This window comes from Sphingobacterium sp. UBA6320, from assembly GCF_002440335.1.
Lineage (GTDB): Bacteria > Bacteroidota > Bacteroidia > Sphingobacteriales > Sphingobacteriaceae > Sphingobacterium.
Genome location: NZ_DJTA01000012.1, coordinates 87,217 through 101,617 on the forward strand (window position 1 = coordinate 87,217; position 14,401 = coordinate 101,617).

A 14,401-nucleotide genomic window follows, 5' to 3' on the forward strand; every position below is an offset into this window, starting at 1 on the left:
ATAAGCTAAAAAATAAACAGTATAACATTGCACTTATTATGGATTTGAACATAAATTCCAATCATATATGAATCAATGGCAATTTTGCCAAGAATAAAATTTTGTCCTTTTTGAATAAATTTAAAATTATATGGAATCGGTCGAAAGCAGTTGAAGACAGAAGGAGATATTGAGGTATAATCGTTAAGAAATAAGTATTATATATGTTTATTCTTACAACTCTAAAAGTAAATCTAAAGAATCTTTGTCGCAATAACAATAGATAAAAATAAAAAAGGCTTAAAAATTAATTTAAGCCTTTTCATAAAAACTAATATATTACTTCTTTGGAATTTCCTTCAAGATCTGTTTTACAAATTCCCAGTACTTCTGAACAGAAGAAATAGATACTCTTTCTGCTGGAGAATGGGCTCCCAAGATGGTTGGCCCAAACGATATCATATCCATTTCAGGATAATTTTTACCTAATATTCCACACTCCAATCCAGCATGGCAAGCAACCACTTTTGGTTCCTCCTGATGCTGTTCTACATAAATACGCTTTAATATTTCTAAGATTTCAGAATTTGCATTTGGAGTCCAACCTGGATATGAGCCGGAAAATTCGACGTCAAATCCTGCTAAAGAGAAAGTTGCTTCCAAAGATTGTGCTAAATCTATTTTAGAACTCTCGACAGATGATCTTGTTAAGCATTTGATACTCATTTTACCGTCAGCAACACTAACCTTGGCAATATTATTAGAAGTTTCCACTAAATCGTCGAAATCAGCACTGATCCGATATACGCCATTTTGGGCTGCATAGATCGCATTGATCAGCTGTTCTTGATCATGAGCTGAAATAACTCGGGCGGGAACCTGCGTTAGCTTTTCAATGGTTATCGTCAAACCAGCGTCTACTGTTCTAAATTCAGCTTGAATATCAGCTACTAAAGGTGCTAGATCGGATGCAAAATTATCTTCATGTTCTGAAGACACAATCACTTTGGCAACCGATTCGCGAGGGATTGCGTTACGTAAGCTTCCGCCATTTAAAGTAGCAATCTGTAAACCAAATTCTTCATATGATTTGTACAGCAATCGGTTCATAATTTTATTTGCATTGCCTAATCCTTTGTGAATCTCAATACCAGAATGGCCACCATTAAGTCCTTTTACAGCAATTTCAAAAGCTACTGCCCCGGAAGGACTTGCTTCTTCAACGTAAGATTTAGATGCCGTTACATCAATTCCTCCGGCACAACCAATATCAATTTCATCATCTTCTTCCGTATCTAGATTTAATAAGATTTCGCCTGTTAAAACTCCTCCTTGCAGTCCCATTGCACCAGTCATACCTGTTTCTTCATCAATAGTAAATAAAGCTTCGATAGCAGGATGTACCAAATCTTTTGATGCCAATATAGTCATAATCGTGGCTACACCAATACCATTATCCGCACCTAAAGTGGTTCCATTAGCTTTGACCCAGTCTCCATCAACAAACATATCGATTCCTTGCGTATCAAAGTCAAAATTAGTATCATTGTTTTTCTGATGTACCATATCTAAATGAGATTGCAGAACAACTGTTTTACGATCTTCCATTCCTGGAGTCGCAGCTTTTCTCATCAAAACATTCCCAACATGATCTTCAGTAACTTCTAATCCCAATTTTTTACCAAAATCTATCATAAATGCGATAACACGTTCTTCTTTCTTAGAAGCACGAGGAACTGCATTTAATGCAGAAAAATTTGCCCACAACTCATGAGGAGCTAGGGCTTCTAAATTATTATTTGTCATAATTTTTTCTATTTCAATAACAAAGTTAGTTTTTTTGAAGTAATTTCGACCCATGGATAATAAGAATGTAACGAATCAATTCTATCGTGAATCGGGAAAAGAACTTTTCGAAAAAAGACTCCATGCAAAAATGCAGGTTAAAAAATTTAATGATACCGAGCCAAAATCGTTTAAGGAAAGACAACTCATCATTAAGAATCTATTAAAAGCAAAATCCAATCGTTTCTTTATCGAAGCCCCATTTTATTGTGACTATGGCTTCAATATTTCGATCGATGATAATTTCTTCGCTAATTACAACTGTACTTTACTTGACTCAGCTCCTATTACCATAGGTAAAAATGTATTATTTGGACCGCATGTATCGTTATTTACTTCTACACATGCGATTCATCCAGAGGACCGTGCAAAAGGTTGGCAATGCTCAAAATCTATCACGATTGCTGACAATGTCTGGTTAGGGGGCATGTTATCGTTAATCCGGGCATAAACATTGGAGAAAACAGTATTATTGGTTCAGGATCAGTAGTGACCAAGGATATTCCTGCAAATGTTATTGCTGCTGGTAATCCATGTAAAATTATAAGGAATATTACCGAAGCTGATAGGCTTGAAATTAAAGAATCTAACAATTTTTAATCAGATTTTGGTCAAATTAACTGTATTTCGATAATATTTTTCGGCATTAAATTTAAAACTATTTAAGTTTATTACTTGTTTATGAATTTAAGCCTGATATATGACATGCTCAAAATGACGAAAATTAGATTTCTTTTCTTATATGTAATAATGCTACTGCTGCAGTTTCTGCTTTCGACGCAAACTTTACATGCCCAAGAGTATATTCAGGAATATATCGATACGGTTAATAATTTCGAACCGTTACAGAATAAAATTCCTTTTGATACAACTAAAAACAGTAAAAGTATCCTAACTTCTTCTACAATTACTAATGGAAATTACCAACTCCCTAATTATCAAGACACCATCAATCATAATCCACGTAAACATTTTGCTAGGGCAGCAACAGAATGGTTTATGTTTCAGGCTTTACCGGCTTCATTCAATTATTTCATCAGAAAAGATCCATACTCACATATCACGCTAAATAATTGGTTTAAACATCTTAAACCAAACGCATGGGCATGGGACGATAATGCTTTTGCGACAAACCAAATTGCTCATCCTTATCATGGTCAATTGTATTTTAATGCGTTCAGATCCAATAATTATAGCTTTCTGCAGTCATCTGCTGCCACTTTGGCGGGAAGCTTTATATGGGAAACGGCAGGTGAGACACAAGCCCCTTCGATCAATGATTTAGTTAACACCACTTATGGTGGTATTATATTAGGTGAAATCACTCACCGTATTTCACAAAATGTGCTATCTAGACCGACAAGTTCTTTGGCAGAGCGACAAGGAAAAGAAGTACTAGCTTTTTTTATTAATCCTGTCAATGGCCTAAATCGCCTACTGGATGGACGTTGGGGAAGAGTTGTAAAAGGTGCTGTAATTGATTCTTCAACAGTTAGAGCTGAGGTCGATTTTGGTTTTCGACGCTTCGACACCAAAGATCTAGATATCATCACGAAAGGCAAAACAGATTATTTTGTCCGGTTAAGCTTGATTTATTCCAATGATAATATTGAAAACAAGAAACCATTTGATGATTTTTATGTCAATTTGGAAGTCGGCGGTGACGACAGTTCATTTGTCAACACCGTCAATGTATATGCCTCACTTTATGGAAAACGGGTACTAAAAAATCTACCGGGCAGACATCTGGGAGTTTTGTCTGCAAATTATGACTTTTACCATAACGAAGCTTTTTTTTATGGAGCACAGAGCATGAATTACAATGTCATATCAACCTTTAGTTTGGGTGGTAAAAATCGATTAACAACAACCCTAGGAGGCGGTCCTGTGATATTAGCTGCAGTACCAGATCCCTACCTCCTTTTTGGAGAAAGCCGAAATTACAATTATGGACCAGGTGTTGACGTCCGCGGTTCTGGGGAAATTAGTGTACTGAACAGGTTTAAGTTCGGTGCACAATACCATGGGGGGTATTTTGTCACCTTGAGCGGCAATGAATCCCACTATTTTTTACACACAGCTTCCATCAGCGGAAGTCTACGTCTGTTGAAAAACTTTTCATTAAACATGAATTCTGGTTATTTTAGATTAGAAGGTAATTTTAAAGACTATCCTGATGTAAACAAAAGTTATCCATTTGCCCGTCTTTCTCTAGGATATAATGTTTTATTTTAGGATCAACTGTAATGAAAATATTGTGTATTATTTCTATTGGTTTCATCCTGATAAACTGTACTGCATCTTCCAATCAAAATAAATTGGAAGATAAGTCCGAACAATTGCATATGGTTGATGGCTATAATCAGCAATTGGTAGATGCCGAGGGAAAAATCATTAAAGATAGATTCAAACCTCCGGTTGGCTACGAAAGGATAAATTATAAGAAAAATGAATTTGGTTATTTCTTAGAACAGCTCCCAGTCAAACCTATTGATAAACTCGTGACCTATTATAATGGAAGGACTAAAGATAGAAGACACATCTATGCAAGTGTGGTTGATCTGCCTATAGGAAAAAGAGATCTACATCAATGTGCAGATGCTGTTATGAGACTGCGAGCTGATTATTTATATCAAAATAAGAAATATAATGATATTCATTTCAATTTCGTGTCTGATGGCAAGCCTAGGTATTATAATAAATTTGCAGATGGGGACTATTCCTATTCAACATACTGGAAGTACTTAGAATATATTTTCACATATGCTAACACTGCATCTCTTCATGATGAATTATCGACAGTTAAATCGATGGATGACGTGCGAATAGGAGATACTTTTGTTCAAAAAGGAAATCCTATCGGCCATGCTATCGTGGTTGTAGATCTGGTAGTAAATCCCAAAACAGGTCAAAAATTAGTATTAATGGCACAAAGTTACATGCCTGCGCAAGAATTACAAATCATCAATAATCCCATTAACAAATCTATAAGTCCTTGGTATGCCCTATCTGATGAAGTTATACGAACACCAGAATGGAAATTCTATTCTGAAAATTTAAAAACGTGGAATTAGGTCTATACATTGTTTAACACATGACGACATCATACTCCCATAGATAAACCTATTTTGATATCGATACTAGCTCATATCAAATAGTATCATGCTAGATCGGCGGTTAAACAAATTTGCATGCGGACATATGCAAGCGTTCCCTTAAGAAAAGGTTGCCCTTTCTCTTCCATACCAAATTTTTTATAAAATGAAACTGCTTCTACTCGCGCATCACAATAAAGTGTACGACCATTCCATAGCACACAAAAGTCAAAAACAGACTGTAGCAATGCAGTGCCTATACCATATCCTTGAAATTTAGGTATTACGGCAAATTTTCTAAATTGATAAGTCTCTTTATCAACCTCAAAAACAGAAATAACACCCACTATCTCCCCTTCTACGCTAGCGGCAAAGTGTGTTCCATCAAAGTCATCATCAATCATCACATCTTTTAGTGACCCCTTAGGATATAATACCTCTTGACGAATTTTCCATGTTCGCGAGGCAATCACTTGCTCTATATAAATTTGATTAATTTCCATTCATTAAATTATAGAATCATTGACCATAACATCATATTAAGCTTAAATCGCCTCAACAAGAATAAAATAAGCTCGTGAATTAAGCCAATATCACCATCATATTGTTTAAAATAATTTATCATATTTCTTTCACATTTCCAGTCCATTTTAAAGTTCCCCAGCTAGTTAGTTCTCCTTTTAATGCTTTCTTAAGCGATCTAAAGAGTACGATATACATCAATTGTCTCCAAAAAAACGTTGTGGAATAATATAAATAAGGGATATTCCATTCACCTCGCTTAACGAAAATAAACCGCTCAATAAAGAAAAAAGCATAAATAAATCTGCTAAGGGTGAAAATATAGGCAAAATGATTTGAAATATTAACATATTACATTTTGCACTCGGAGAATTGATCTGTATTTTTAACAAAAGAGATGTTAAAAAATATGTGACTAGTCATTACTAAATTTCATTCAATATATATTAATTCTAATAATATTAGTACATTTACTAAAATTAATAGATTTATGTCAGATCGTATATTTCAAAAACTTAATATTTTAGCAGACGCAGCCAAATATGACGTAAGCTGCAGTTCGAGTGGAAGCAATAGGGCTAATAAAAATAAAGGTCTAGGCAATGCTAATCAAGGAGGGATCTGTCATTCTTATACCGAAGATGGTCGATGCGTCTCCTTATTAAAAATCTTATTGACTAACCATTGCATTTATGATTGCGCTTACTGTGTATCAAGAAAAAGCAATGATATAGAGCGTGCAGCCTTTACTGTACAAGAAGTAGTGGATCTGACCATCAATTTTTATCGTAGAAACTATATTGAAGGTTTATTTTTAAGTTCGGGCATTTTTAAAAACGCAGACTATACAATGGAAAGGTTGGTTTCTATAGCTAAAAAGTTGAGATTAGAACATAAATTCAATGGCTATATTCATCTAAAGACTATTCCAGGAGCTAGTGATGAACTTGTACATCAAGCAGGTTTATATGCTGATCGTCTCAGCATCAATTTAGAAATACCAACAAAAGAAGGGCTTAAACTCTTAGCTCCAGATAAAAATCGCGAAGATATGATTGTCCCTATGCGTTATCTGAAAAATGAAATTATAAGAACAAATGAAGAACGAAAGATCATCAAATCGACACCGACCTTCGCTCCTGCTGGACAAAGTACACAGATGATCATTGGCGCATCAGGCGAATCTGATAAACATATTATTCAGACTGCGCAGCATTTTTATAAAAATTTTAATCTAAAGCGTGTTTATTACTCGGGCTATGTTCCGATATCTTACGATAAGAGACTGCCTGAGATTGGTTCTGCAGTACCTATGGTGAGAGAAAACAGATTGTACCAATCCGATTGGCTTTTGCGTTTTTACGGTTTTAATGCCGACGAAATCGTTAATGATACTCACCCACTGCTTGATCTTGATATTGATCCTAAATTAAGTTGGGCACTACGCAATCAGCATGTATTTCCTATTGATATCAATAAAGCTGATTATAATGCCATCGTGCGTATCCCAGGTATTGGAGTTCAATCTGCCAAGAAAATCATCATGGCTCGACGATTTGGTCCCTTACGCATAGAAAATCTTCAAAAGTTAGGAGTTGCGATCGTTCGTGCGAAATATTTCATCACTTGTCTTGGATTTCAACAAATATATGCTGATAAAACAGGAGCAAATATTAAACAATACATATTAGCACAGTCTACTAGTAAATACATCAAAAATAATACGCAACAATTAAGCTTATTTTAAGATGCTCAAAACACTTATTTATGATGGTACATGGTCAGGACTGATCACTTGTGTATTTTGTTCTTTTGAATACAAATGGCAGGTTGAAAATATTCAGCAAAATAACCAGGACATACAGTCCGGATTATTCGTTACTGCAGAAACAGTAATAACAGATGATGTTAAGGTGAAACGCGTTCTTCTGGGATTAGAGAAAAAAATAGGAATGCAAGGAATTAAAGAGCTTTACTACGTATTTCTTTCCGAGGTGAAAAATATGGAACTCCTCATACTGAGGAGTATTGTTTATTACTTTAAATCGAATAATAAACCAAATCTTAATTACGCAAATGATCATATTTTAAAAATAAAAAAAATAGTAAAATCTGTCTCTAGGGAAAGACATCGCATTAAAGCATTTGTTCGATTCCAAAAAATGAAAGATGGCTTATATTATGCAAATCTAGAACCCGACTTTAACGTATTACCCTTAATTGTTAATTTTTTCAAAGATCGTTATGCCGATCAAAAATGGCTGATCTACGACTTAAAAAGGAATTACGGCATTTACTATGATCTAGCACAGGTCACAGAGGTTAAATTTACTAACAGATTAAATAAAAATCATGTTGTAATTCAATTAGATGATGAAGAATTACACTATAGTAATCTATGGAAAAATTACTTTGATGCTGTTAATATAAAAGAACGAAAAAATACAAAATTACATGTTCAAAGTTTGCCAAAACGCTATTGGAAATATTTGAATGAAAAAAAATTATTGTAAAAAATCTTATTTTTGAAAAACCAAAAATAGAAATTAGCTGTTTATTTAAATAAAAAGAGATGACTATAAAAAATATTGAAGACGAAAAGAAAGGTCAAATAATCGCAGAAATAGACGGTAAAGAAGCCGGTATTATGGAATATACCTGGGCAGGAGAAGATAAATTCATTATTGACCATACAGAAGTATATCCAGAATTTAACGGCAACGGTGTGGGAAAAAAAATGGTTTTGGAAGCTGTAGATTATGCACGTAAAAAAAATGTTAAAATCATGCCGCTTTGTCCCTTTGCAAAATCTGTATTTGACAGAACAGAAGCATTTCAAGATGTTTTGTTTTAAAAACTACATGGATGGTATAAAGTAAAAGCTTATTGTAAATGGGTCAACTGATGGACGAAAAAGAACGTCCGGTAATAAAAACTTACCCTGAATCACTTCGATAGAGCAACGCTCATCTATTAAATGTATAAGGCTAGGGAAACATAATGAAACAACAATACATCAATCTAAAAAGACGCTTTCGATAATTCAAAAGCGTCTTTTTTACACTGTCTCTTGCCCCGGTTAGACGACTATATTGATAATCTTACCTTTGACAAAAATTAACTTCTTTAATGATTTCCCGTCCATAAAACGTTGAACATCTTCATTCGATAAAACAATTTCTTCGACAGCTTTCGCATCCAGATCCAATGGCAATAAAAGATTCATTTTCATTTTTCCATTGATCGATACTGGATAAGCAAACTCAGATTCAACTAAATAATCAGCAATAAAAGTTGGGTATGTCGCATATGAGATGGATCCATTTTCTTTTCCCAATAATGACCACAACTCCTCTGAAATGTGTGGTGCATAAGGTTGAAGTACAATAACCAGTTGCTCTAAAATAGCACGCTTATTACATTTAAGATCTGTAAGCTCATTGACACAAATCATAAAAGCAGAAACAGAAGTATTGAATGAAAAACGTTCAATATCATCCTCAGCCTTTTTAATGATCTTATGCAAAGCCTTATATTCAGCTTTTGTAGGTTGATCACTTGATATATTAAAGTTACCTTCAGCGTCATGGAATAAGCGCCATACTTTTTTCAAAAACTTATATACCCCCTCAATACCATTCGTATTCCAAGGTTTCGCCTGCTCCAATGGACCTAAGAACATCTCATACAAACGAAGCGTATCTGCACCATATGTATCAATGATATCGTCAGGATTTACGACATTGAATTTCGATTTAGACATTTTCTCCACTTCCGTTCCGCAGACATATTTACCATCTTCTAATATAAATTCTGCGGTAGCATAATCCGGTCTTGAGGCTTTGAATTTCTCCAGATTCAAGACGTCGTTTACGACAATATTAACATCTACGTGTAGTGGAATGGTATTATATTGATCTTTCAATCCGTAAGAAACATAGGTATCTGTCGCTTTCCCCTCATCACTCAATAAACGGTACACAAAGTTAGAACGTCCTTGAATCATTCCTTGATTTATTAATTTTTTAAAAGGCTCTTCCTCATTGTGGAAACCTAAATCTTTGAGGAATTTATTCCAGAAGCGTGAGTATAGCAAGTGACCTGTAGCGTGCTCAGAACCACCTATATATAGATCGACAGATTTCCAGTAATCGACAGCTTCTTTAGAAGCAAAAGCCTCCTCATTTTGAGGATCCATATAACGGAACCAGTACCAAGAAGAACCAGCCCAACCTGGCATTGTACTCAGTTCATACTCGTATTGATCTTCATACTTCCAATTTTCTGCACGTCCTAACGGAGGTTCGCCAGTTTCTGTTGGCAAATATTTATCTACCTCAGGCAATAGCAAAGGAAGCTCATCTTCTTTAATCAAGTATGGCAATCCATTTTTAAAGTAAACCGGAACCGGCTCTCCCCAGTAGCGCTGACGACCAAAGATCGCATCGCGCATACGGTAGTTAATTTTAGCCTTTCCTAATTTTAGCTCTTCCAATTTTGCGATTACAGCAGTAACACCATCTTGGTAGTTCATGCCGTTCATAAAATCAGAGTTGATATATTTACCATCTTTATTTGGATCCGCTTCTTCCTCGATCTGCTGTGAATCAGAAATTTGTATGATAGGCAGATTAAAATGCTTAGCAAATAGATAATCTCGCTGATCTCCAGATGGTACTGCCATCACAGCTCCAGTACCATAGCTTGCCAATACATAATCAGCAATCCAAATCGCAACATCTTCTCCCGTGATCGGATGTTTTGCATATGAGCCTGTAAAAGCGCCCGATACCGTTTTAGTATCAGACATACGATCCAATTCAGATTTTTTACTTGTTCTATCAATATATGCGCTGATGTCAGCCTGTTGCTCAGCAGTCGTCAATTTTGAAACCAATTCATGTTCGGGAGCTAACACAACAAATGAAACACCAAAGATCGTATCTACACGTGTCGTGAATACTTCAATATTTGTATCTAATTGTGGAACTGGAAACTTCACTAAGGCACCGACAGACTTGCCAATCCAGTTACGTTGCATCTCGACTAAGGGTTCAGGCCAGTCAACTAGATCCAATCCCTGCAACATACGATCGGCATATGCTGTGATACGCATAGACCACTGCATCATCTTCTTTTGTTCTACTGGAAATCCGCCTCTTTCAGAAAAACCATTGATCACTTCATCATTAGCAAGTACAGTTCCTAATGCAGCACACCAGTTAACAGTACTTTCACGCAAATAAGCAATCCGGTATTTCAACAACTCACGCTGTTGCTTCTCTTCATCAAATGCAAGCCATTCTCCTGCTGTAAACGATAATACATCATCATCAGAAACAGCATTAATTCCTTCTGAACCAGATACCTCAAAACGACTAACTAAAGTATCTATTACCTCGGCCTTATTCGATTCATTATTATACCACGAATTGAACAATTGCATAAAAATCCATTGCGACCACTTGTAGTATGAAGGATCAGAAGTACGTACTTCTCTACTCCAATCAAAAGAAAACCCAATGTTATCCAATTGTTCACGGTAGCGACTTATATTCGCTTCAGTTGTGATCGCTGGATGCTGTCCCGTTTGAATTGCATATTGCTCCGCTGGTAGACCGAATGAATCATATCCCATGGGATGCAAAACATTAAAACCTTTTAAACGTTTATATCTTGAAAAAATATCCGAAGCGATATAACCAAGTGGATGACCGACATGCAAACCAGCTCCAGAAGGATAAGGAAACATGTCTAAAACATAATATTTCGGTTTGTCATGTGTATCCGAAGATTTGAATGTTTCATGATCGGCCCAAAATTTTTGCCACTTTTTTTCTAACGATTTGTGATTGTACTCCATTTTTGTATTGAGGAATTTTGTAAGACTTGCGAAAATACAATTTTAATGGGGAATTGTAAGAAAAGTTTTGTAGTTTGAACAATAAATGATAGTATTGAAAAGTTAATTACAAAGGATATAGCGAATTTTTGCAGTTTCGAAATAAAGTTATTACAAGATTAATTCGAATTAATCCCCTCAAATCATTACTTTCGCAAATAAATTTTTATTGCTTATTATGTCAGAATACGAATCAAGCACGCAAAAAAGAAAAACAAAATCAGTTTACGTCTCTACTGTTATCAGTATAGCACTGGTCCTTTTAGTGACTGGATTATTAGGTTTATTACTTGTGCACGCAAAGAATTTATCCAAATACGTTAAAGAAAACATTGTTTTAAATGTTATCGTTAACGATGGCACTAACGAAGGCGATGTTCTTTCATTGCAAAAAGATCTAGAAAAGGATAATTATGTTTTACGCTCAGAATATATCAGCAAGGAACTTGCCGCAAAATCGTTGAAAGAAGATTTGGGTGAAGATTTTGTTCAATACTTAGGCCACAATCCTTTACTTCCTTCTATCGATGTTTATATGAAGGAAGATTATGCAAACTCCGACAGTATCAAAACTTTTATCGATAAAATATCGCGAAATAGCAGAATAAAAGAAGTTGTTTATCAAGAATCACTTATTGATATGGTCAATAAAAATGTGCGCATCATCAGTATTGTTGTACTGGCATTTGCTGCAATTTTATTGGTAATTGCAGTAGCACTGATCAACAACACGATACGTTTAGCGATTTATTCACAAAGATTCCTGATTAAAAGTATGCAACTAATTGGGGCTACAAAAAACTTTATACGTAAGCCATTTATTACCTATGGTATCATACATGGTTTGTTAGGTTCATTGATAGCAATCTTATTATTAATATTTACATTAAAATTTGCACAGCAGCAAATTCCTGAATTGGTATTTTTAAGAAATTGGTATGAGTTTGCGGCTATTTTTATTGTAGTTATCGCAATTGGAATTCTAATTTCTGGCCTTAGTACATACTTTGCCGTTACCAAATATTTAAAAGCAAAATCTAACGATTTATACAGTTAAAAATGGCTCAAATCAAAAAATCTGAATCGACAAACAAAAGTTCTTTTGTTTTCGGAAAATTGAATTATCAATTATTTATTGTCAGTATTATTATTGTAATCATTGGTTTTTTCCTAATGAGTGGTAATACAGATATCTATAGCTTCACTAAAATCACGTTAGCTCCCATTGTCATAGTACTTGGTTTTGCTTTAGGCTTTGTAGCCATTCTTTACAAACCAAAATCTAAATAAAACAATACTAGACTATGTCCTTATTTGAAGCTATCCTTCTAGCGATTGTTGAAGGATTAACTGAATATCTTCCAATTTCATCAACAGCTCATATGGGTTTTACTGCAGCTTTGATGGGCATGCAGGAAAGTGAATACCTCAAAATGTTTCAAGTGTCCATCCAATTTGGCGCCATCCTTTCCATTGTAGTTCTCTATTGGAAGAAATTTTTTGATATTAAAAATATCCAACTTTATTATAAATTAGCTATTGCTGTTATTCCGGCATTGGTATTAGGAAAACTATTGGACGACAAAATCGAAGCTGTATTAGGTAATCAGATCGCGATCTCTACGGTATTGGTCCTTGGCGGTGTAGTTTTGCTATTTGTCGACAAATGGTTTAAGAATCCAACGATCTTGGATGAAAAAGAAATTCCAATAAAGAAGGCATTAATTATCGGTTTCTGGCAATGTCTAGCCATGATGCCTGGTACATCTCGTTCAGCTGCATCTATTATAGGTGGACTGACTCAAGGATTAGACCGAAGAGCTGCAGCGGAGTTTTCTTTCTTTTTAGCAGTTCCTACTATGCTTGCCGTAACCGTTTACTCCGTATTTGTTAAAACGTGGGGAGAAGGAACAGCACATGCACAGAAAGGCTATGAGATGATATTTGCCAGCAATGAAAATATCATTGTTTTTATAGTCGGTAACGTCGTTGCCTTTATCGTTGCTATGATAGCGGTTAAATCATTTATAACCGTATTAACAAAATATGGATTTAAATTTTGGGGTTGGTACCGTATTATTATTGGTATCGCTTTATTAGTATTTTTCTGGAATAACTAAACCATTTGACGCTACACTTACTATTTAAATATTAGTGCGAGAAATAAATATTAGTACCTTTGCAAAAAAATACAAAATCAACTTGACTTTGTTATGTTAAATGCTTGTTTTAACGAGATTCAGCAAATGGAAACAAAATCAATGATCTAGTGCAATTGAATCAATGAATGGAAAATAACGAAAAAGATCAAATAGAAAAAGTGTTTTCATTTGCCGAAGGACAAATGTTATTGATAGATAAGCCACTGACCTGGACAAGCTTTGATGTAGTTGGGAAAATTCGTAACTCCATTAAGCCATTAAAAATAAAAGTAGGTCATGCAGGTACATTAGATCCATTAGCAACGGGTTTGTTAATTGTCTGTACTGGTAAATTCACAAAAAAAATAGATAGCTACCAAGCAGAGGATAAAGAGTACATGGGAACCATCACGTTAGGTGGGACAACCCCTTCTTACGATCTTGAAACAGAAGTCGATGAAACTTTTCCTACAAATCATATTTCGGAACAAATGATATATGATGCTGCGAAAACTTTTGAAGGTGATATCGACCAATACCCTCCTGCGCATTCGGCTATTAAAATCAACGGAGAGCGTATATATGAAAAAGCTCGTCGAGGTGAAACAGTGGAATTAAAAACCCGCAAAGTAACGATTAATAGCTTTATCATTGAAAAAATAGAAATGCCTGTTATCCATTTCAGGGTTTCGTGCAGTAAAGGAACCTATATTCGTTCACTAGCATTTGATTTTGGAAAAGTACTCAACAGTGGTGCTCATTTAAGTTCACTCAGAAGGACTAAAAGTGGCGATTACCAGGTTGAAAATGCTTGGAACTTAGAAGAATTAATTCAAAAAATAAAAGTTCATAAAGAAATTAATATCGAAGAACATCAATCTTAGGAATTGATTTCTATCTATTAATTTATCGAAAAT

General features: G+C 34.9%; 13 protein-coding genes. 10 read left to right on the forward strand and 3 right to left on the reverse strand.

Features of this window, described 5'->3' with window-relative positions:
• Positions 1–318: 318 nt before the first annotated feature.
• The gene (locus B3P23_RS07565) at positions 319–1,785 is read right to left on the reverse strand and encodes an aminoacyl-histidine dipeptidase (RefSeq protein ID WP_293925287.1); all 1,467 of its coding nucleotides are present in this window, start codon (positions 1,783–1,785) and stop codon (positions 319–321) included.
• A 52-nt stretch (positions 1,786–1,837) separates the two neighbouring features.
• Between B3P23_RS07565 and B3P23_RS07570 the strand changes: the two genes are divergently transcribed.
• From B3P23_RS07570 to B3P23_RS07585, 3 genes are all read left to right on the forward strand, one after another.
• Complete coding sequence (locus tag B3P23_RS07570; protein WP_293925288.1) at positions 1,838–2,275, forward strand: sugar O-acetyltransferase; 438 nt, start codon at positions 1,838–1,840, stop codon at positions 2,273–2,275.
• A 263-nt stretch (positions 2,276–2,538) separates the two neighbouring features.
• Positions 2,539–4,059, forward strand: a complete 1,521-nt coding sequence (locus tag B3P23_RS07580) for a DUF3943 domain-containing protein (protein ID WP_293925289.1) — start codon at positions 2,539–2,541, stop codon at positions 4,057–4,059.
• An 11-nt stretch (positions 4,060–4,070) separates the two neighbouring features.
• Complete coding sequence (locus tag B3P23_RS07585) at positions 4,071–4,898, forward strand: DUF4846 domain-containing protein (RefSeq protein WP_293925290.1); 828 nt, start codon at positions 4,071–4,073, stop codon at positions 4,896–4,898.
• A gap of 86 nt (positions 4,899–4,984) precedes the next feature.
• On the opposite strand, the gene B3P23_RS07590 is transcribed toward B3P23_RS07585, so the two are convergent.
• Complete coding sequence (locus B3P23_RS07590; RefSeq protein WP_293925291.1) at positions 4,985–5,422, reverse strand: GNAT family N-acetyltransferase; 438 nt, start codon at positions 5,420–5,422, stop codon at positions 4,985–4,987.
• Positions 5,423–5,931: 509 nt separating this feature from the next.
• Here B3P23_RS07590 and B3P23_RS07595 point away from each other — a divergent pair.
• The 3 genes from B3P23_RS07595 to B3P23_RS07605 are packed head-to-tail and all read left to right on the forward strand — an operon-like array spanning position 5,932 to position 8,295.
• Positions 5,932–7,188, forward strand: a complete 1,257-nt coding sequence (locus tag B3P23_RS07595) for a putative DNA modification/repair radical SAM protein (RefSeq protein ID WP_248754145.1) — start codon at positions 5,932–5,934, stop codon at positions 7,186–7,188.
• 1 nt (position 7,189) lies between these two features.
• Positions 7,190–7,954, forward strand: a complete 765-nt coding sequence (locus tag B3P23_RS07600) for a TIGR03915 family putative DNA repair protein (RefSeq protein WP_248754146.1) — start codon at positions 7,190–7,192, stop codon at positions 7,952–7,954.
• Positions 7,955–8,013: 59 nt separating this feature from the next.
• Positions 8,014–8,295: a GNAT family N-acetyltransferase gene (locus tag B3P23_RS07605; RefSeq protein ID WP_045754472.1), complete on the forward strand. Its 282-nt coding sequence runs from the start codon at positions 8,014–8,016 to the stop codon at positions 8,293–8,295.
• 225 nt (positions 8,296–8,520) lie between these two features.
• Here B3P23_RS07605 and leuS read toward each other — a convergent pair whose 3' ends face one another.
• Positions 8,521–11,304: a leucine--tRNA ligase gene (leuS, locus tag B3P23_RS07610; protein WP_293925292.1), complete on the reverse strand. Its 2,784-nt coding sequence runs from the start codon at positions 11,302–11,304 to the stop codon at positions 8,521–8,523.
• A 217-nt stretch (positions 11,305–11,521) separates the two neighbouring features.
• On the opposite strand from leuS, the gene B3P23_RS07615 reads away from it, so the two are divergent.
• The 4 genes from B3P23_RS07615 (at position 11,522) to truB (ending at position 14,368) form a co-directional block, all read left to right on the forward strand.
• The gene (locus tag B3P23_RS07615) at positions 11,522–12,400 is read left to right on the forward strand and encodes a cell division protein FtsX (RefSeq protein WP_045754416.1); all 879 of its coding nucleotides are present in this window, start codon (positions 11,522–11,524) and stop codon (positions 12,398–12,400) included.
• A gap of 2 nt (positions 12,401–12,402) precedes the next feature.
• Positions 12,403–12,633: a DUF3098 domain-containing protein gene (locus tag B3P23_RS07620; protein ID WP_045754415.1), complete on the forward strand. Its 231-nt coding sequence runs from the start codon at positions 12,403–12,405 to the stop codon at positions 12,631–12,633.
• Positions 12,634–12,647: 14 nt separating this feature from the next.
• Entirely contained in the window at positions 12,648–13,463 is an 816-nt protein-coding gene (locus B3P23_RS07625) for an undecaprenyl-diphosphate phosphatase (protein WP_045754414.1), read from the forward strand.
• Between the two features lie 167 nt (positions 13,464–13,630).
• Complete coding sequence (gene truB / locus B3P23_RS07630) at positions 13,631–14,368, forward strand: tRNA pseudouridine(55) synthase TruB (protein ID WP_248754148.1); 738 nt, start codon at positions 13,631–13,633, stop codon at positions 14,366–14,368.
• The last annotated feature ends 33 nt before the right edge of the window (positions 14,369–14,401 follow it).

Coding starts and splice junctions, on each gene's coding strand:
- B3P23_RS07565 (WP_293925287.1), bottom strand. CDS start 1,785: ATGACAAATAATAATTTAGAAGCCCTAGCTCCTCATGAGTTGTGGGCA.
- B3P23_RS07620 (WP_045754415.1), top strand. CDS start 12,403: ATGGCTCAAATCAAAAAATCTGAATCGACAAACAAAAGTTCTTTTGTT.
- B3P23_RS07605 (WP_045754472.1), top strand. CDS start 8,014: ATGACTATAAAAAATATTGAAGACGAAAAGAAAGGTCAAATAATCGCA.
- truB (WP_248754148.1), top strand. CDS start 13,631: ATGGAAAATAACGAAAAAGATCAAATAGAAAAAGTGTTTTCATTTGCC.
- B3P23_RS07570 (WP_293925288.1), top strand. CDS start 1,838: ATGGATAATAAGAATGTAACGAATCAATTCTATCGTGAATCGGGAAAA.
- B3P23_RS07600 (WP_248754146.1), top strand. CDS start 7,190: ATGCTCAAAACACTTATTTATGATGGTACATGGTCAGGACTGATCACT.
- B3P23_RS07590 (WP_293925291.1), bottom strand. CDS start 5,422: ATGGAAATTAATCAAATTTATATAGAGCAAGTGATTGCCTCGCGAACA.
- leuS (WP_293925292.1), bottom strand. CDS start 11,304: ATGGAGTACAATCACAAATCGTTAGAAAAAAAGTGGCAAAAATTTTGG.
- B3P23_RS07625 (WP_045754414.1), top strand. CDS start 12,648: ATGTCCTTATTTGAAGCTATCCTTCTAGCGATTGTTGAAGGATTAACT.
- B3P23_RS07585 (WP_293925290.1), top strand. CDS start 4,071: ATGAAAATATTGTGTATTATTTCTATTGGTTTCATCCTGATAAACTGT.
- B3P23_RS07580 (WP_293925289.1), top strand. CDS start 2,539: ATGACGAAAATTAGATTTCTTTTCTTATATGTAATAATGCTACTGCTG.
- B3P23_RS07615 (WP_045754416.1), top strand. CDS start 11,522: ATGTCAGAATACGAATCAAGCACGCAAAAAAGAAAAACAAAATCAGTT.
- B3P23_RS07595 (WP_248754145.1), top strand. CDS start 5,932: ATGTCAGATCGTATATTTCAAAAACTTAATATTTTAGCAGACGCAGCC.